17 protein-coding genes are annotated in these 19,213 nt (G+C 46.4%); 8 read left to right on the top strand and 9 right to left on the bottom strand.

The window, feature by feature from the left end:
- Positions 1-11: 11 nt before the first annotated feature.
- The 7 genes from R7Q39_RS01360 to R7Q39_RS01330 form a co-directional block, all read right to left on the bottom strand.
- Positions 12-902, bottom strand: coding sequence for an HlyD family secretion protein (locus R7Q39_RS01360; protein ID WP_318075674.1), 891 nt, complete (start codon positions 900-902; stop codon positions 12-14).
- A 12-nt stretch (positions 903-914) separates the two neighbouring features.
- A complete protein-coding gene (locus tag R7Q39_RS01355) occupies positions 915-1,118 on the bottom strand; it encodes a DUF1656 domain-containing protein (RefSeq protein WP_005374946.1) in 204 nt (67 codons plus the stop codon).
- Positions 1,118-2,764: a TolC family protein gene (locus tag R7Q39_RS01350; protein WP_318075673.1), complete on the bottom strand. Its 1,647-nt coding sequence runs from the start codon at positions 2,762-2,764 to the stop codon at positions 1,118-1,120. Before R7Q39_RS01350 ends, R7Q39_RS01355 begins: the two co-directional genes overlap by 1 nt.
- Before the next feature lie 10 nt (positions 2,765-2,774).
- Positions 2,775-4,949: an FUSC family protein gene (locus R7Q39_RS01345; protein WP_318075672.1), complete on the bottom strand. Its 2,175-nt coding sequence runs from the start codon at positions 4,947-4,949 to the stop codon at positions 2,775-2,777.
- 388 nt (positions 4,950-5,337) lie between these two features.
- Positions 5,338-6,207 carry a DMT family transporter gene (locus R7Q39_RS01340; RefSeq protein WP_215810077.1) on the bottom strand — a complete coding sequence of 290 codons (870 nt, stop codon included), beginning with the start codon at positions 6,205-6,207 and terminating at the stop codon, positions 5,338-5,340.
- A gap of 141 nt (positions 6,208-6,348) precedes the next feature.
- Positions 6,349-7,317 (bottom strand): HTH-type transcriptional regulator YidZ, encoded by a 969-nt coding sequence (gene yidZ, locus R7Q39_RS01335; protein ID WP_213895960.1) that lies wholly within the window; start codon positions 7,315-7,317, stop codon positions 6,349-6,351.
- The gene (locus tag R7Q39_RS01330; RefSeq protein ID WP_318075671.1) at positions 7,292-8,482 is read right to left on the bottom strand and encodes an MFS transporter; all 1,191 of its coding nucleotides are present in this window, start codon (positions 8,480-8,482) and stop codon (positions 7,292-7,294) included. The genes yidZ and R7Q39_RS01330 overlap by 26 nt, the downstream gene beginning before the upstream one ends.
- 132 nt (positions 8,483-8,614) lie before the next feature.
- On the opposite strand from R7Q39_RS01330, the gene R7Q39_RS01325 reads away from it, so the two are divergent.
- Positions 8,615-9,085 carry a GNAT family N-acetyltransferase gene (locus R7Q39_RS01325; protein ID WP_005386917.1) on the top strand — a complete coding sequence of 157 codons (471 nt, stop codon included), beginning with the start codon at positions 8,615-8,617 and terminating at the stop codon, positions 9,083-9,085.
- Between the two features lie 24 nt (positions 9,086-9,109).
- Positions 9,110-9,568: a GNAT family N-acetyltransferase gene (locus R7Q39_RS01320; protein ID WP_206957654.1), complete on the top strand. Its 459-nt coding sequence runs from the start codon at positions 9,110-9,112 to the stop codon at positions 9,566-9,568.
- 34 nt (positions 9,569-9,602) lie between these two features.
- On the opposite strand, the gene R7Q39_RS01315 is transcribed toward R7Q39_RS01320, so the two are convergent.
- The gene (locus R7Q39_RS01315) at positions 9,603-10,115 is read right to left on the bottom strand and encodes a DUF2799 domain-containing protein (RefSeq protein ID WP_005374970.1); all 513 of its coding nucleotides are present in this window, start codon (positions 10,113-10,115) and stop codon (positions 9,603-9,605) included.
- 259 nt (positions 10,116-10,374) lie between these two features.
- Between R7Q39_RS01315 and R7Q39_RS01310 the strand changes: the two genes are divergently transcribed.
- From R7Q39_RS01310 to R7Q39_RS01295, 4 genes are all read left to right on the top strand, one after another.
- Positions 10,375-11,085 carry a response regulator gene (locus R7Q39_RS01310; RefSeq protein WP_053307945.1) on the top strand — a complete coding sequence of 237 codons (711 nt, stop codon included), beginning with the start codon at positions 10,375-10,377 and terminating at the stop codon, positions 11,083-11,085.
- Entirely contained in the window at positions 11,085-12,527 is a 1,443-nt protein-coding gene (gene creC / locus R7Q39_RS01305) for a two-component system sensor histidine kinase CreC (protein ID WP_238970963.1), read from the top strand. The genes R7Q39_RS01310 and creC overlap by 1 nt, the downstream gene beginning before the upstream one ends.
- Before the next feature lie 75 nt (positions 12,528-12,602).
- Complete coding sequence (gene creD / locus R7Q39_RS01300) at positions 12,603-13,943, top strand: cell envelope integrity protein CreD (protein ID WP_054730095.1); 1,341 nt, start codon at positions 12,603-12,605, stop codon at positions 13,941-13,943.
- Complete coding sequence (locus tag R7Q39_RS01295) at positions 13,930-14,358, top strand: DUF2809 domain-containing protein (protein ID WP_054730092.1); 429 nt, start codon at positions 13,930-13,932, stop codon at positions 14,356-14,358. Before creD ends, R7Q39_RS01295 begins: the two co-directional genes overlap by 14 nt.
- Before the next feature lie 507 nt (positions 14,359-14,865).
- On the opposite strand, the gene R7Q39_RS01290 is transcribed toward R7Q39_RS01295, so the two are convergent.
- Positions 14,866-15,540 carry a fructose-6-phosphate aldolase gene (locus R7Q39_RS01290; RefSeq protein WP_206957656.1) on the bottom strand — a complete coding sequence of 225 codons (675 nt, stop codon included), beginning with the start codon at positions 15,538-15,540 and terminating at the stop codon, positions 14,866-14,868.
- A gap of 256 nt (positions 15,541-15,796) precedes the next feature.
- Here R7Q39_RS01290 and R7Q39_RS01285 point away from each other — a divergent pair, with 256 nt between their 5' ends.
- Entirely contained in the window at positions 15,797-16,738 is a 942-nt protein-coding gene (locus R7Q39_RS01285; protein ID WP_033906693.1) for a glycyl-radical enzyme activating protein, read from the top strand.
- 2 nt (positions 16,739-16,740) lie between these two features.
- Positions 16,741-19,179 (top strand): formate C-acetyltransferase/glycerol dehydratase family glycyl radical enzyme, encoded by a 2,439-nt coding sequence (locus R7Q39_RS01280; RefSeq protein ID WP_206957657.1) that lies wholly within the window; start codon positions 16,741-16,743, stop codon positions 19,177-19,179.
- Positions 19,180-19,213 lie beyond the last annotated feature (34 nt).

Below are 19,213 nucleotides of genomic sequence, written 5' to 3'. Positions count from 1 at the left end.
TTCTCACTTAGTTATTGTTTACTTTCTGCGGATGACTCTTTCATCACCATGATGGACGCAGAAAGCCCGAATCGAAGATCAACATCTTCAGGAAGTTCTTGTAGGGAGATTCGCACCGGAATACGTTGTGCTAAGCGAATCCACTGAAAAACAGGGTTTACGTTTGGAAGAAGGTTGTAGCCGACCGTGCCGTCTTTGGGCGCAATACCCCAACCAATCGAGTCAACCGTCGCGTCAATTGGCGTGTCTGGGTGAGACATCAAAGTGACACGCGCTTGGCTGCCAGGTTCGATTTGCGCAAGTTGGTTTTCACGGAAGAAACCAAATACCCAAAAGCTGTTTTTGTCGATCAGTGCGAGCAGTGGTTGGTTTGCGACCGCTTGCGTACCGTTTCTAATATCGAGGTTAGATACAAAACCATCGACGGTCGCATAAACTTTGGTAAAGCTGAGATTAAGGCGTGCTGATTTTAGTTGCTCTTCTGCAGATTTGATTTGCAGTAGCGACTCTTCGTAAGCGATTTCACGACGAATCAGATCCTTGTGAGAAACCGCGCCACGGTCTTTGGCACGAATGTCTTTTAAGCGGTCATATTCGATTTTTTTACCGCGAGAGCTAACAATGGAGCGCTCCAGTGCTACTTCGGCTTGAGATAACGCAACCTGGTAAGTCGCAGGGTCGATTTCAAACAGTAAATCCCCCGTTTTTACTTCTTGGTTGTCTTGCACCGCGACATTTACAATTGGGCCTGATACGCGAGGAGCCACTTTGATGACGTTAGCACGCACTTGCCCATCTCGTGTCCATGGGTTATTAAAGTATTCCTCAAACTTTTGATAGCCGAGCCAAGCTGCGCCACCAAGAATGACAAGATTGAGTGCGATTACGAATAGTTTTTTCATCTTGTTTGGCACCTAAAATTGAATATAAAAGCTGTCGATGGCCACCACATAACCGACCATGATGGCAATAAACGTCAGAGACGGAAAAGCGATGAAGCGAGACAAACGTGTCTTGTTCAATATCATCACCGTTATCCACGTGGCCGTGACGGCGAGAAAGAGCACGAGTAGCGTAGGAGAAAAGTAAACGTCTCCCCAAGAGAGTTCATGAGGCATTACCGATCCTCCGTTTTGTTTTCATCACTGGTCTCAGCCGGAGTTTCGAGTCGCAAAGGCGGCAATACGCGGTTTTCTTCATTTAAATAACTTCCCCAGTCAGTGCGCTCTGTCATCTGCGTGGCAATCGATTCACTGATGAAAGGTTTGCCTGTTTGGGTTTGCCAGCCTCCACCGAGGGCTTTGTAGAGCGCGACAACTTGGTTCGCAACATTACCTTTGATCGTTGCGTAGCTGTCTTCTGCGCGGGTCATTTTTTCTACCGAGTTAAGCAGACGTTCGAATGAAATTTGTCCGTTTTCGTACTGTGTCATGGATATGTTGAACGCACGAATGGAAGAGTTGACCGATTGCAAGCGTAAATCTTTTTGCTGCAAATACAGGTCATATGCTTCGATTGCATTGGTGACTTCATTAACGGCTTGTAGTACCTTTTTGTTGTAGTTCGTCAGCGTTTCTTGGAAGCGAGCATCTTCGAAACGAATGTTATTTTTCACGCGTCCGTATTGGAAAATGTTCCAACTGAACGTTGGGCCAACCACCATGGTGAGCGAATCGCTAAAACTGAAACTGCTGCCATCGGGAACCGTACTGTCGATACCGATGGAACCGATCAACGAAAAGCTTGGGTACAGAGCGGTTTCTGCCACGCCAATCTGCGCACTTTGCGCGCGAGCTTGCATCTCAGAGACTTGCAAATCCGGACGTCGCATCACTAAGTTAGCATCCACTTGCGTATCCAAAAGCGGTGGACGTGGCACAATGGAGCGCTCGTCGGTGCCCGATAGCGCCGATTTTCTGCCCGTTGATTTGAACTGGGCTTCGTACTCAGCGATTTGCTTGTGCATCCCATCCGACTGTAGCAGTCCATCTACTTCTTCTGGTAACAGACCCAGTAGCAAAGCCAACACAGTACGTGATTGCTTCATTGCCACTTCGAGGCTCGGTAACGCTGCTTTGGTGGTGTAGAGTTGGTTTTTAGCTTGTTGAACGTCCAATTCTGTAACGTTGCCAGAGTCGAACTGCACCTGAGTAATACGTACGACACGCTCTTGAATCTCGATATTGCGGCGAGACAGCAAAATACGTTCTTGGAATGTGCGATAGTTGATGTAATTGCGCGCCACTTCGGCGGTTATAGTGACCATGATGTCGTGATACGATGCGATGGATGCGTAGTAACCCGCTTCTGCCGACTCAATACCGCGAGCATACTTGCCCCAAACATCCATTTCCCAAGCAGCATCAAACGACAAAGTGGCGTTATTCACGCCCTGATCATTTACGTAGGCACGCGCTAGGTTTCCTGACACGGTTTGAACTTGTGGGTATTGCAAGCCCGTCGAAATACCAAGCAATGAACGTGCTTGTACAATTCGTAGCCCTGCGGCTTCTAAATCGAGGTTTTGTTTGCTCGCCAACTCAACCAGCTGATTAAGAGTCGAGTCATTAAATTGCTGCCACCATTGTTGTAGCTGTTGCTCTGATTGCTGCGTATCTTTGGCTGCTGCTTTTTGCACCGACCAGTCACTTGGCAGTGGCGCTTGCTTTGGATGAACATAATCTGGTCCTACCGTGGTACACGCACTGAGTTCGAGCAAAGAAAGTATGGCGAGGCTTGGTTTGGTTAGTTTTGGAAGCATCATATCCCCACCTTTAAAAACGCTTCTGTTGTAAGTTCACCCAATCGATATCCTCGTAGGTTTGCTTGCAATGCTTGATTGCTTCGAACACGTTCCGTTTTAAATTCAGCAAGATATAAAAACCGGCTATCTCTGAATAAGCGTAGTCAGATAAATCCAACTCACTAAAAAAATCTTCCAGTTTATCTTCGAATGTTTGGTAATCTTGACTGTATTGGTCGAATACGGAGTCGAGTTCTTGTGTTGCTTGATGGCTGGCTAAAGCGCCCGCCATCAAAGGAATGATGGAATCGCGGTGCTGTTGGCGAAGCTGAGTAATTAGTGGATTGGTCATCAACTTTTTCTCGGCGGCCATTAAGATGTTGATGTGATTACTGAGTACATCACACGCTTTGCTAAACGCGCCGATCGCTTCTGGCGTGGTTTTATCAAAGTGTTTGTGGTTGATTTTCGAACCCCACACTTTGAGCTTTTTCGATGAGACATTGAGCGTCACCAAGTGCAAGGCCCGTTTGAGCGGCGTAACAACCGAGCTGGACTGCTGTTGATAGGTAGTGAAGAGCTCTCGGGTATGTCGGAAGTAGCGTTCTTTTATGGTCAAAAAGAGGTGTTCTGGTCGTGAGCTAAACGGGAAGTAGTGCGCGAAAATAATCATGAACACCACCATGTAAAACAACAGCATGATCGTCATGAGGATCCCGAAGTGATAGAACATGTTGTTATCTAAACCGAGAACAAACAAGCCAATCATATAGAAAATCGTCACTGGCCCGTTAAACAGATAAAAACCGATAAAGGTGTAGATAAAGATAAACAGGCCAAGTTCTAATCCGAGATCCAATTGCGGAAGGATGAAGACGTAAGAAGGTACCGCGAACAAGAAGCCGAAAGTGAACAGCACAAGCAACAAAATTGGGTGCACAGGCACGAACGACAGCAAAGACATAAACATGGTCGAGAAGACCACGAATGAGTAGCCGCCTGGTGGATTGAAGTAAATCCAAATCAGTCCTGCAACCCAATAGGTAACAAAGGTTTTGACCGCAGTTTTAAAGTTTTCTGCGTCCCACCATAGAAACTTGCCTTTCGGTTTCGGCAGTGGCACGTCAAAGGAGACATTATTCGTCACAGAGTCAATACAGCTAATGCTCTCAGCTAAACGTGACAAGTTTTGATGCATCAGTTCCAATAGGTGACCAAGCGTAAGCGCAGAGCCTTTCTCTAGGTGAGCTGCGTCCTCAAGCAACGCTTGGTTGTATTTGACTTTGAATTCCTGAGCACGATAAGCGGGTTCTTTTTCGTCCCAGACTTGTTGGCAGGTATCAAATAGCGCGTCAATTTCCGCCACGGCTTGATCAAAGTTGCTGATGCTTTCACGGTCTTGCTGGTGGCTAAAGTGGCTGTGCGCCGCGACGGTCAATTGTTGCGTTACTTGCTTGTTCAAATGAACCGCCAAGCGCCACTCTTTCATGTAGGCCGATACGTCACTGCATTCCACACTGACCGTAGCAAAGCGCTGTTCGAGCGCATTTTGAGCGGCAAACATCTGTTCGATGAGAGTGTCCACGCTAGGTTGTGGCTCTTCAGCTTCTGGATTTTCTTCTCCGCCTTCTTGAGGAGAGATTTGCCCTGCCGATTTTTGCTCGAAATTTTGCAAGATAGCGGTGAACAACGCGCGTTGTGCTTGGTTGAGTTGTTCGATGAGCTGCCTTAGGTTTTGTTCTGTTTTGGTCGGGAATAAGAAAGTCCCCACGAGTGTGTAAACCACCACCCCAAACACCGTCATATAGGCGCGGTCAACGCCATAAAGAAACGCACCCTCTGCGTCACCGCCATTGGACATCATCAACGTCATCACACCGGTCAGCATGAGTAGCGTTGGATCTTTTTGATAGGCATTACGGAAGTAAAAAATGAATGAGACCACAACCGACACGCTCAGCATGTACAACAAGCGGTCTTGAGCAAACAATCCCACCAGTAACAAGCCAACGACGGCGCCAACCAACGTACCAAACACGCGTAAGGTACCTTTGGTGAGTGATTCACGACGACTGCCTGTGGATGCAATCAGCATCACTGTGGTTGCGGCCGTCGATGCTTGCGGCCAACCCATGGCAAACGGGATCAGATAAGCCAGAGTCAGGCTAAGCGATACTTTAATAGCGAATTTTATTTTGTCGTTCATAGTGTCAAAGTTTGCTCAGGCTTATCGTTATAAGTTGATGAATTTCTTATATTAATAATCAGAATCTTGTTCTGAATAAATTCGGGGGGCGGAATATAGCGGGTGAAAAAGTGTGCTTTGTAAACCCTTTGTCAAAACAAAAAGTGCGTATTTGGCTTGATCTCGTGCTAGCCCTTGGCGTTATTGGCGAAACGCCTAAAACGAGCAAATTCGCGATCTGTGACGATTCTCATTTTTGAAACAAAATCGTTGCATTGTGTGAGCCAATTCTCACCTTATATTCTTTGCCTGGTACCAAAGCAGACCACTTGTACCATCTGCAATGAGCTTTACTGCTTTAAAAAGCATAGATGATGAATGGGTATTTGAGAGGGAAAGTTATTACTTTTTATCGGCTTGCTGATTGTTCGTTTGTTTTTTTGGATCGAGATAAAAAAACCAAAGCGATCCCACCAAGAATGATGCCGCTGGTTAAAAGAATATGCAGTGAAAGAGGCTCGTGGAGTACGATGCTGCCGAGTAGCAAAGCAATGGCTGGCACGGAAAGTTGGCTGACGGCGGCTTGAAGTAAAGAGAGCTTACGCACGACTTGGTACCAAAGTGTATAACCAAGGCCAGAGGCAATGGCACCAGATGCGATAGCGAGCAACATTCCGCTCAAAGAAAGTTGGATTGAGGACAAGATTAATGGCGAAAGGAGCACGCCAATTATTGATGCAGCGATGAATCCCCACGTGATGCCACTACTTGGAGAAGGCGCTTGTTTACCGAGCGCAGTAAACGCAGCCCAACAAACGCCAGAAATCAACATGAGAAGTGCAGAGCTAATATCGGGGCGCGTGGCAGATGGCAACATCAACCAAACAAATCCAACAATTGAAAGGCCGATACCGATGATTTCGAGAAACTGAAAGCGCTCACCTTGCCACCAATAGATTGCCAGTAACGTAAGTTGCACGGCACCAAACAAAAGCAAAGCACCGGTTCCTGTCGCCAGTTGTAAGTACGCGAAAGAGAAAAGGGCAGCGTAACCAAATAACGCCACGCCAGCAAAAAAGCGAAAGCGAGAAGTTGGCCGATCGGTTTTCCACTGACCTCTCACGACAAGCAATGCGATTAAGATAACAGCGCCAGATATCAATCGAACGAGAGTGAAGCTTCCTGCATCAATTAACCCTTCCGCCAATGCAAGTCGGCACAATAATGAATTGGCAGCGAACGCCAGCATTGCAATGGCAGTGAGTAAAAAGGTCGACATCCTTGATCCTTAGCGTGTAAATGAACAGCTAGTGTAGATCCAAAAGAACATTTTTATTAGTTGATAAAGTGATTAGTTATAGCTATCAGAGCAAGAAAGTCATTAAAAATAACCAGAGAAAACCTGACCTTAGCCTGAGTCTTACTGTGGTTGGGAAGGTTGTTTGTACAATGACTTAATGGTGTTTTTCAACCATAGCAATTTGGGATTGTACGCATTGCGTTTATGCCAAATCATGGTAAATGGAATCAGTAACTTGTCTTGTTGAGCTTGGTCTAATGGAATTGGCAAGCACACCAAATCGAGATGCAGCTTTTCTGTGTAACTTTTGCAATAGTGCGGCGCGGTGGTGATCATGTCATGCGTCGGCTGCGCTGCCATAAAAAGGGATTGCTCAAAGTTGGACATCGTCAGCCCGATAGAGCGCTGTAGCCCTAGTTCCGTTAATACTTCATCCAACGCCCAAGTTTCACTTTTTTCCCAAACAATATTGATGTGTTGGTAGCTCAGAAAGGTCTCGAGATTCCACTCTTGCTGTAATGCCGGATGATCTTTATGTAAATACACTATCGGCAGGTCATAAAATAGAATCTCAAAATCCAAGAAATACGGCAGAAGATCCAACGACTCTTTTGATCTCGGGTGACTCTCTCGGCCGGTAAAACCGATATCCGCCTCGCCTCGAATGATGGCGTCGAGTGAATCGTAATCCCAGTTACTGGTTTTTACTTTCGCTTCAGGGTATCGCTGGTGGATAGCGACGATGAGTCTGTCCAGCACTGTGAGCACTAATGGCGACTCAATCGTGATATCAAAACGCACTCCTTTAGGCGTAATATCGCTGCGTTTTTCTGCAATTTGGCTGCCAATTTGCAGCCATTCTGCGAGATCTTGCTCCATGCTTTGTGCCAAAGGCGTTGGCGCAAGACCTTTAGGTGTTTTGACAAACAAAGGATCATCGAACCAATGACGAAGTTTGTTGAGCGACTTACTTACGGTAGAGGGCGTAACGTTCAGCTTTTTCGAGGCTTTCGAGACGCTTTGCTCTTGCAGCAATAATTGCAGAGTGAACAGTAAGTTTAAATCAAGTCGCGCTAGGGATTTCTTCATAATGGGTATCGTGAACAGGCTTTGGAATCAATAGTATTAGAGCAAGGCTGATTACGCTACCTAACACTAAGATAAACACCAACATATTCAGTGCACTAACGCCGATGAAACCCATAAACCAAATATAGAACGCGGAACTACAAACTTGAGCAATGCCCAGTAGTGAGCTCGCCACGCCAGCTTGTTGAGAGAATGGGCTGAGCGCTTGGCTCATGGCCACGCCAAAGCCACAAGCGAAGCCAGCGCAAATCAGCCCAAGTCCTAACACATAGTAATGAGATTGTCCATCATGGAAATGGGCTGCACTGAGCACGATGGCTGAACAAACGAGCAATACTTGAGAGCTCATCATTAAGGTTCGCTGCTTGAAAATCCCCAATGCCAATGGCGCCGAGAACGAAATCAACATACTGATCGTCGCAGTCCCCGCCATGATGGAAGAATAGCCACCGCGATCAAAACCAAGCATGCTCATCACGACAATTGGTGAAGCGTTAACAAAGGTCAGAATGGTGGTCACTCCAAGTGCAGTAATGATCAGCCTACTGATAAAAAATCGCTCGAAGAAAGTCTCTTGATGGCTCTCTGGCGCTGTCTGTTCTTCACCTTGTTGGCTGGGTAGTGATTCCTTGAGAACAAAAATGGCCAATACACTGACGAGAATGCCCATTCCTGCCATTGTGGTAAACAAACTCGGCCAAGGAAATTTCAGCATAATCAAGTGACCAATCACGGGTGCGATCACTGGAATGATACAGGTGATGCCATTGAGCATCGACAATACTTTCGCGCGGCGTTCATCGTCTAACGTGTCGCGTAAAATCGCGAACGCGACGACATAGCAAGATCCAGCACCGACGCCTTGGCAAAAGCGAGCAATCAAGAAAGTGTTTGGTTGTTCAGCCATCCCGCCGAGAAAAGATGCGAGCACGAAGATCATCGCGCCGACGACGGCAACAGGCTTTCGTCCCACAGAGTCTGCAATTTTTCCCGCGAATAACATCGTGGTAGCCATGCCAGCTAAATAGATCGAAAACGCAATATGCAACTGAGATTCACTGGCGTTGAGATCTGACGCAATTTGAGGCAAACCAACAAGATACAAATCAATGGCAGTAGGGTAGAGTAAGACGAGTGCAAAACTGCAAAGTAAAAAACGGGACATGGAAACCTCTCTATCGAATGGCGAGGATAATAGAGTGCTAAACGTTTGCCTGCGAGTGGGAAATACGACACCAGGTATTTCTATTTACGACATACCCTGTATGAATTGAGCATAAAAACAACAAGGAAGATTATGATTACCATTGAAAAGTATTCGCCTGAGCGACATGAACAAACTTGCGAACTTAGTGTGCTAGAAGAGCAATCGCAGTTTACGGTCGCGGATGTGGGTGAAATGCTTACGCGTCTTGAACCTACAGAACTTCCGCATCTGATTTTGACAGACGATGATGTGGTTGGCTTTTTTCTATTTGATGCTGCTTACAGCGAGAAATACGATTTTTGCCCGAAAAACAGTTTAGGCGTACGTGCTTTGCTGGTGGATCACCGTCATCAAGGCAAAGGCATCGCCAAGCAAGCCATTCAACAGTTTGCCGATTTCGCCAAACGCCATTATCCCGAGTTTGATGCGCTTTATCTCACTGTGAATTGCCGCAACATACCCGCTTATCAGTGCTATTTAAAATCAGGGTTTGAAGATACCAATGAGCTTTACCACGGCGGCCCCGTTGGACCGCAACACATTATGAGACAGCCGCTTTAGCTAGGAAAAACCAAGGATGGAAAGATGAGGATTGAAATCGACAATTTAGAACGGCTGCAAGTGATAGCGCTGTTGGAAGGACATTTACAGGACATGTACGCCACGTCACCACCAGAAAGCGTGCATGCGTTAGATTTAGATAAGCTCAAAGCGCCAGAAGTGACATTTTGGACCGGATGGAAAGGTGAGCAACTGCTTGGGTGTGCAGCGATTAAAGAGTTGGATGACCAACACGCGGAGCTGAAATCCATGCGCACCACGCTTACGGCAAGAAACCAAGGTGTGGCATCTCAATTATTGATTCATGTGATTGAGCAAGCGAAGCAAAAAGGTTTGCAGCGCTTGAGTTTAGAAACGGGCTCGATGGAGTTTTTTAAACCAGCGCGCCTGTTGTATGAAAAGCATGGCTTTGTGTACTGCGAGCCGTTCGGGGATTACGAACTCGATCCGAACAGTCAATTCATGACCCTAGAACTGAGTTAGGGCCATGAATTTTTAGAAGCTAAATCCAATCGATTTAGAAATTCAGATTCAAGTTGATGGTTGGCGACAAGAGGCTTGAACGCTCGTCAGCCAATCGCTTTCTCTTCTCTTTCAGTCTCTTGGCATTATCTTTGTCTGGATTGCCATCAAGCTGATTATCGATGACCGAGATTTCAGTATCGATTTGTTGGATGCGTTGCTGGCGTTGATATTCTTGATGACCTAACTGGTAGTTCTCAATAAACTCTTTGCTGCTGCATACACCGTAATATTCTTTGCCTTCGATACCGACAGTGTACCCATTGTCTGGTGAGCAATATTGGATAGTGCCTTTATCAAAGCCTTCTTTCCATTTCGCTCGGTCGGGTGTCACACCCGCTTCACCACAGTCTTCGGTATAGCTATTGATAATGTTTGGATCGTTGCCGTCTCGGCCATCTTGATAACCTACGTTGTACCAGTTTGCCGTTTTGCACTCATCCGGAGACATGCTGGCGCAACCTGAGAGCAAAGTCAGTAAAGCCAGGGGGATTAGCGCTCTTTTCATCAGTGACTGTCCTTTAAATAAAATCGAATTGATAACTTGAGTTTAAAATGAACACTGTTCATATCAATGGTTGAAATCATTGTATTCACAATTATGGTGACTCATTAATCTAAGTGATAAATTTATTATGCTGAATAGAAGTGTGTTTGATTAGTATTATCCACGAACTGCGCCTTTGCTGCATCAATCCACTAGCCTTGGCCCCAAATTAAGTGATAATACCAACATAAAGATAAACACCGTCAATGAGGCTAAGACATTGAGCGAACAACCCACCGTCCTTATTATCGAGGATGAATCTGCTATCGCAGAGAACCTGATTCATGTATTAGAGATGGATGGCTACCACGCAGAGTGGTTTACAACAGCAGGAGAGGGCTTAGCTTTTTTGCAGCACAACTCCGCAGCGTTACTTGTCTTAGACGTAGGCTTACCGGATGGCAATGGTTTTGAATTATGCAAAACCATCCGTGAGTTTTCTGATATTCCCATAATCTTTCTCACCGCAAGAAGCGATGAAATTGATCGCGTAGTCGGTTTGGAAATTGGCGCGGATGATTACGTGACTAAGCCATTTAGCCCGCGCGAAATGTTGGCTCGCATTAAACTTCGAATCAAAGCTAAAGCGCCAATGATGGAGGACAAACCAGAGCCTGTAGCTGTTCCAGAACAACCTCATTTGAACCATGATTTAGTTGCGCAGAACTTCGACTACGGTGTTGGCGGGCAAATGCTTGGGTTAACTGCGGTCGAATTTAAGATTCTCGATAAACTGATTTCTGTCTCTTCCAATGTATTGAGCCGAGAGCAACTTATGGTCGCTGCTGACATGGCGCCGGAAGCTGCGTACGAGCGCAATATTGATACCCACATCAAAGCCATTCGCCATAAGTTGAAGCCGTTTGAGATGTCTGAACGCATCTGTACCAAGCGTGGCTTTGGTTACTTTTACTGCATTAAAGGTGAATGATGAATCGCTGGCCGAAGATCCCTCTTGGACTCAGACTGTTTTTTCTCTACTTCATCTTAGTCGGAATGACGGCTTACATGGTGAGCAAAACGGTCGTCCAAGAACTTAAGCCAACCGTGCGTCAAACCACCGAAGAGACGCTGGTGGATATGGCGAACTTGCTTGCAGTATTGGCAGAAGAAGATGTTGCGAACGGAAAGTTGTCTGAAAGTCGCTTCTCCAAACTACTAGCGGCTTATGGGCAGCGAGAGCCTCAAGCGCGCATTTGGGAAATTGGCAAAAAAGCGATTAACCATCGAATTTACATTACCGATAAACAAGGCATTGTGATTGCGGATTCTTGGCAGCAAGACGTAGGCAAAGACTACTCGCAATGGAACGATGTATATCTCACGTTGCGTGGTCAATACGGCGCGCGCAGTACCATCGAAGACCCGAAAGATCCGCTCTCAACCGTTATGCACGTGGCTGCGCCCATTTACCACAAAGGTGAAATCATTGGCAGCGTGACGGTGGCAAAATCCAATCGCTCAGTACAACCCTTCATCGATCTTTCTAAACGCAATGTGCTGTTTTGGATGGTGTGGATGAGTGGTTTAGTGCTATTGGCAGGGGCATTGTTTGCTTGGCGAATTCACTCAGCACTGAACAAGCTAGAAGACTACGCGACCAAAATGGGTGAAGGTGAAAAGGTCTCTAAGCCGACATTTCGTATCTTTTATGAGTACGGCACGCTAAGCGACGCATTAGAGAAGATGCGCAATCAACTCGATGGTAAACAATATGTGGAAGAGTACGTACAGACGCTGACTCATGAGCTGAAAAGCCCGTTATCAGCGATTAAAGGCGCGAGTGAAATATTGCAAATGCCGTTGCCTGAAGAAAAGGTCACGCGCTTTGCTGGCAACATTGAGCGAGAAAGCGATCGCATGCAGTCATTGATTGATAAGTTGCTAGAACTTGCTCGTCTTGAAAAGCGCCCTGAACTAGAACAAGTTCAAGCTATCTCGCTAAAACAAATGGTCAATGAAGTGGTTGAATCGGCGGATGCGCGCTTGAGTGCTAAGTCGGTCACTGCCAACATCCAAATTGATGACCATCTCTCCGTGCTTGGTGATGCCTTCTTACTGAAACAAGCCGTTTTTAACTTGATGGACAATGCGCTGGATTTTGTTGATTCAGAGGGACGCATTGAATGGAAAACTGAGGTCACGAAAGAGAAAGTGTGCCTGTCGATTTTCAATTCAGGTCCTCACATTCCTAACTATGCGATGCCTCGTTTGACCGAGCGCTTTTATTCCCTCGCTCGGAAAAATGGTGTTAAGAGCACTGGGCTTGGGCTTAATTTTGTTGAGCAAGGGATCAAGCTGCACAAAGGTCAGTTGCAAGTAGAAAACGTCGATTCTGGCGTGAAAGTGACCCTGATTTTACCAACTCCATAGAAACTCCACATTAGCTCCATTCGTTCTCCAAATTGCTGATTTAGATTACTCCCATCAGCAAATGGAGAATGAAACATGAAAAAGATCCTCAATAACCAACTCGGCACAAAGTTCGCCTTCGTGCTGTTTTTGTTTGTCTTACTGCAAATCCCGCTTTCAATGGTCACAGGGCTGATCTCAGAACGCTCATATCGCCAAGATGAAGTCAGAAACGACATCGCACGCAGCAGCAGCGGCGAACAGCGCATCATTGGTCCATTCATCATGGTTAACTACACCGAAACCAGTTACCGAGATGACAAAGTACAGATTAAAGAGCGTCGTAAATTCCTCCTACCTAGCACTTTTGATATGAGCGCGAATCTGGACAGTTTTGAAAAGTACCGAGGCATTTACCGTGCGCGTTTATACAAAGCACAAGTGGCGCTGAAAGGTACTTTTGATGCAGACGATCTCTCGGCATTGCAGGGGCTTGATATTGAAAACATGAGCCTAGTGGTTGGCATTGAAGACAGCCGTGGATTGATTCGTTTGGATGACATGACCATGGCGAGCTCTGATATCGACGTCGCACCGGGAACGGGGTTAAATCAGTTACCACAAGGCTTCCACAGTGATCTGACACTTGCAGACCTAAACCCAGCACAACCTTTGGCTTTCGATCTTAACTTCTTGCTGCAAGGGATGGCTCAGCTTCAAGTCACACCAATCGGCAGTCAAACAACGGTTGAGCTCTCTTCAACATGGGCTCATCCAAGCTTTATCGGTGATTACTTACCAGTGTCGTCAGAGGTATCCGAAGATGGATTTAATGCACAGTGGGCGAGCAATAATTTCTCTACCAATATCGCGCAGCTGTTCCAAAGCTGTTTGTCATCGAGTCACGCTTGTCACGAGCTTGAACAGCGACAAATGGGCGTAGATTTGATTGATCCCGTGGACCACTATTTGAAATCCCACCGAGCTGTGAACTATTCACTATTGGTTATCACATTAGTGTTTGCGAGTTTCTTCTTACTGGAGCTGTTCCAAGCGCGTCCGGTTCACCCAGTGCAATACGGCTTTATTGGTCTGGCTTTAGCACTTTTCTATCTATTGCTGATTTCGATGAGTGAACACCTCGGCTTTAACTGGGCATATGTGGTGTCAGCAGTCGCATCGACGGGGCTTTTAAGTGTTTACGTGAGCGGTATGTTGAGCAACACCAAACACGGCGCGATCTTCGGAGCGTGTTTGCTCACTCTCTACGGATTACTGTTTGGCTTGCTACAAGCAGAAAGCTACGCATTGGTTATGGGGACATTGCTGTGTTTCGCGATTTTGAGCTTCACTATGGTCATTACACGCAACATCGACTGGTACGCACGAAATAAGAAAGCGGAAGAAAGTGCAAAGGCGAATCATGAAGACGTTTAAGCGAGCAACTCTCACTGGTCAGCCAAGTGATATGGTGGAAGAGACGTCCGCTATCCACCTGCGATTTTCTGCAAAAAACGGACTCAAAAGCTTGGTGTGTTTTATCGCATTGGTCGTTATTGCGCTCTATGTTCGAGACAGCTTTATTCGTCCGACATTTGGTGATGTTCTGGTTGTGGTTTGGCTCTACTACTCTCTTGCAAGCTTGTTTTCCATGCCCGTTAACTGGCTGGTTTCACTGGTGGTGTTGATTGCTTTTGCTGTTGAGTTAGGGCAACTGTTACAGGTTGTAGTTTGGCTTGGTATCGAATCTTCATCGCCTCTGGCTGTGATTTTGGGCGCCACATTTGATTGGAAAGATCTGCTGGCTTATTGCATCGGAGGTCTACTGTGTTGTTGGATAGAAAAGAAATGAAAACCGAGATGAAAGCTATTGCGATACCAAACCGACTCCGCAATTCCAAACGAGGTATTCGTAAGAGGTTCAAAATCAGTTTACTCAAGCGCGTGTACCTGTGGTCACTGACCAACAGAGAACTGCTGTAAACCTCACCTGTTTATATGAAATACAAAAGGGAACCTTAAGTTCACCGGCGCACAGGGTGAGTTAAGATTCCCTTTATTAATAGGGTCTATTGAGCTTTCAAGCTGATTTTTGCAGCTGTTTGTGGGTAATTTATATGAGGCAGAGACATTTGAAATGTAGTTGGTGTAACTGATAAGCCGGTAATGAAGTAGAAATGAACCACAAACGCTGCCCGAAGGGTTCGGCTAAAAGCGTTTTACTCTTTGTTGAGAGGTAATTGCTTAGAATGACTAGGCGGCAAACCTCTCGCCGCGATTAAAACGCTTTTATCTCGAACAAAATTTAACCATGAAAGTTCAATAGACCCTAACTAAGACATCTAGCTGCTACTTTTAATTAGCTTTCAAATGAAAGTTTCTCGCCGAACGTCTCTTTCCAGTCTTTATCGAACTGTTCAACTGCTGGTTTTACTGCTGGGTGAGCGAACATTTGTGCCGCCACATCGGTTGGCAATGTAATGGCTTCGATGCCTAGTTTCATCACCTCCATCGCTTGTTGAGTGTTTTTGAAACTGGCTGCCAAAATCTTCGCTGGTAGTTGGTTTTGATCGAGCAACAATTGAAGATCCGCGACCACTTCAACACCGTTGCCGTTCATCGCATCAATGCGGTTTACGTAAGGTGCTAGGTAGTCTGCACCGCACAGTGCTGCAAGGAAGCCTTGTTGAGCTGAATAGATAGCGGTAGCAAGAACCTGAATTCCCTCTTCTTTCATTAGCTTAATTGCTGCTAAGCCCGTTTCTGTTGCTGGCACTTTTACCACCATATCGTAAGGAAATTCATTAAGTTGGCGCGCTTCTGCCAGCATGCCTTCGACGGTTGAACTCACGACTTGAGCATGAAAGCGAGGTGTCCCGCCAAGTGCTTCTTGCATGCCTGCTAGGGTTTCATTCAGTCCCTGCTTTGACTTCGCCAAAATGCTTGGGTTTGTCGTCACGCCTTTTAGCGGTAGGCACTGGTTAAAGCGTTTTACTTCTGCCACATCAGCAGTATCTAAATAAAGTTCAATCATGGTTTCTACCTTAAACAAAATCTTCGTTTTGATGATGGGATCACTATAGATCTGACAATCGAACGAGATCTTGATTTTGATCAATTGAAATTTCATTTGAAGCCATAATAATTTCATTAAATGAAAGTCAAGTGAAACTTGTAAACGCTCAAATGAAGCTTTCAGTTAGAAAACACAAAAGCTGTTCATAAGACTCAACGAGCAAAAGAAACGAATTAGGTACACAGCAGTAGCACAAACCAAGAGGCAAGCAGAGATGTATTTCAATATCCAACGATTCTCTACCCATGATGGCGATGGCATTCGTTCCATTCTTTTTCTTAAAGGATGCAGCTTGTCTTGCCCTTGGTGTCAAAACCCAGAAAGCCGCAGCGAAAAGCATTCACTCTTATTTGATCAGCGAAGTTGTATGGAAGGTTGCCAGCTGTGCGTTTCTGCTTATCAAGCCACAACTCAATCTACAGCGGGTAGTGAAATGATGGGTGATGGTATTCAACGTATCGACAACCAGATCATCATCAATCGCAAAGCCATCAAAGAAGACCAACTGATCGCGCTGCGAGACGTCTGTCCTACGCAAGCACTGACTGTCTGCGGTGAAGAGGCGAAATCAGACATGTTGTTCGACACCTTAATGAAAGACAAACCTTTCTATGACCAAAGCCAAGGTGGCGTGACATTCTCCGGTGGTGAGCCACTCATGCAAGCGGATTTGGTGGCAGAACTCGCACAGCGTCTGCATGACAACCAAGTCTCGACTGCGATTGAATCGTGCATGCATGTGCCGTGGAAGAACGTCGAAAAAGCCGCGCCGCATATCGATTGTTGGTTGGCGGATTTAAAACACACCGATGAAGAAAAGTTTCTTAGCTGGGCGAAAGGTTCACTAAAACGCATCAAAGACAATTTCCGAAAACTGGCACCTATCGCGAAACGCATTGTGATTCGCGTTCCAGTGGTGCCGGGGTTCAATGACACCATCGAAGAGTTGAAAGACATCATCGATTTTGCGGCTTCACTAGAAAGCTGCCAAGAACTTCACTTGCTGCCGTACCACACGCTCGGCATCAATAAATACCGCTTGCTCGATATGCCTTACGAGTGTTCTGACAAGCCATTAAACAAACCAGAACTGCTAGAAAGCGCCATGCAATACGCAAGCGAAAACACCCAACTTAACGTGATTGTAAGAGGTTAACTATGGACCTGAATTACCTTCCTGAGCGTATCAAAGCGCACAAATCGGCACTGGTAAATATCGTAACGCCACCTGTCTGTACCGAGCGTGCAGAGGCATACACTCGTGCTTATCAAGCAAACGAAGACAAACCTGTGATTGTCCAACGTGCGCTAGCACTGCAAGAGCACTTACGCACTCGTACGATTTGGATTAAACACGATGAATTGATCGTCGGTAACCAAGCGAGCAAAGTGCGCGCTGCGCCTATTTTCCCAGAATACACTGTACGTTGGATTGAAGCGGAAATTGATGAGCTAGCCGACCGACCAGGTGCTGGCTTTGCTGTCACCGAAGAAGATAAACAAAGCATCCACAGTATCACGCCGTACTGGCGCGGTAAAACCGTTCAAGACCGTTGTTATGGCTTGTTCACTGATGAGCAGCAAGAAATCTTAGCCAGCACCATCATTAAAGCCGAAGGCAACATGACTTCGGGTGACGCGCACCTTGCGGTGGACAACGAGAAAATCTTGAAGCTAGGCATGAACGGTTTGTTAGAGGATGTTCGTCAGCACCGTGCTAACAATGATGTTTCGACCTTTGAAGGCTTGAAGAAAGAGCAGTTCTACAAATCGGTCGAAATCGTACTGCTTGCGATTCAAGATCACATAGTGAGCTACGCTGAATTGGCGTCAAAAATGGCGCTAGAAGAGACACGCCCGCTGCGCAAAGCTGAGTTAGAAAGCATTGCGGCAAACTGTCGTCATGTCGCGAGCCACGCACCAGAAAACTTCTGGCAAGCACTGCAGTTGAGCTATTTCGTTCAGTTGATGCTACAAATCGAATCGAATGGTCACTCGGTTTCTTTCGGTCGTATGGACCAATTCCTAAACGAATTTTATGTTCGCGATATCGAAAACGGCGCGATTGAAAAAGACTTTGCACTAGAGCTATTACAAAGCTGCTGGTTGAAGCTGCTTGAAGTAAACAAGATTCGCTCTGGCGCGCACTCAAAAGCCTCCGCAGGTTCTCCGTTGTATCAAAACGTGTGTATCGGCGGTCAGAAGTTGAATGACAAGGGTGAGCCTGAAGACGCAGTGAATCCACTTTCTTGGGCGATTCTCGAATCTTGTGGTCAGTTGCGTTCGACGCAACCTAACTTGAGTGTGCGTTACCATGAGGGTTTGAACCAAGAATTCCTGATGGGCTGTATCGAGGTGATTAAGTGCGGCTTCGGTATGCCTGCGTTCAACAACGATGAGATTGTCATCCCTGAATTCATCAAGCTTGGCGTAGAGAAAGAAGACGCTTACAACTACGCATCTATCGGCTGTATCGAGACGGCGGTTCCGGGCAAATGGGGTTACCGTTGTACGGGCATGAGCTTCATTAACTTCGCTCGTATCTTGCTTGCCTCATTGAACGAAGGTGTGGATGCAACAACGGGTAAAGCTTTCTTGCCGCACGATAAGTCATTAGCAAAAGGCAACTTTGAGAACTTTGAGCAAGTGACAGCTTCTTGGGCAGAGCAAATCCGCTACTACACCCGTAAATCGATTGAGATTGATACGGTAGTCGACAGCGTACTTGAACAGCAAGCACAAGACATCTTCTGTTCAACTCTGGTGGATGACTGTTTGGCTCGTGGTAAAACTGTGAAAGAAGGCGGTGCGAAATACGACTGGGTATCTGGCTTGCAAGTCGGTATCGCAAACTTGGGCAACAGCCTAGCCGCCATCAAGCACCTTGTTTTCGATGATGCGCAAATCACCCAGCCCCTTATCTCACAACAACAGCTAGCAAAAGCATTGGCTGAAGATTTCGACGGCATGGAGAACGAACAGCTTCGCCAACGTCTTATCAACTTTGCACCAAAATACGGTAACGATGATGACGCAGTAGACCAACTACTGGCAGACGCTTACCAAGTGTACATTGATGAGCTAGAACAGTTCGTTAATACGCGTCATGGGCGTGGTCCAATTGGCGGCGGTTACTACGCAGGTACATCAAGTATCTCGGCAAACGTCCCATTCGGTGCTTCAACCATGGCAACGCCGGACGGTCGTAAAGCGAAAACGCCATTGGCAGAAGGTGCAAGCCCGTCATCTGGCTCAGACCGTTTAGGTCCAACGGCGGTGTACAACTCGGTCGGTAAGATCCAAGCGAATAAGATCCTTGGTGGCGTGCTGCTTAACCAGAAGTTAAGCCCTGCGGCAGTTGAGTCTGAAGGGGATAAGCTCAAGCTATCTATGTTGATTCGCACCTTCTTCAACCACCACAAAGGTTGGCACGTGCAGTACAACATCGTCTCTCGCGAGACCTTGCTAGCTGCGAAGAAGAACCCTGAACAATATCGTGATCTGGTTGTGCGAGTTGCAGGCTACTCAGCCTTCTTCACCGCGCTATCACCAGATGCTCAAGACGATATCATTGCTCGTACCGAGCACGAGCTGTAAGTACACTCACTAACTAAAACGAAAGGCACCGATT

Source organism: Vibrio sp. 947, from assembly GCF_033339115.1.
Lineage (GTDB): Bacteria > Pseudomonadota > Gammaproteobacteria > Enterobacterales > Vibrionaceae > Vibrio > Vibrio alginolyticus.
Note: the sequence above shows the minus strand (reverse complement) of the source record. Positions and strands in the feature narration are given on the sequence as shown.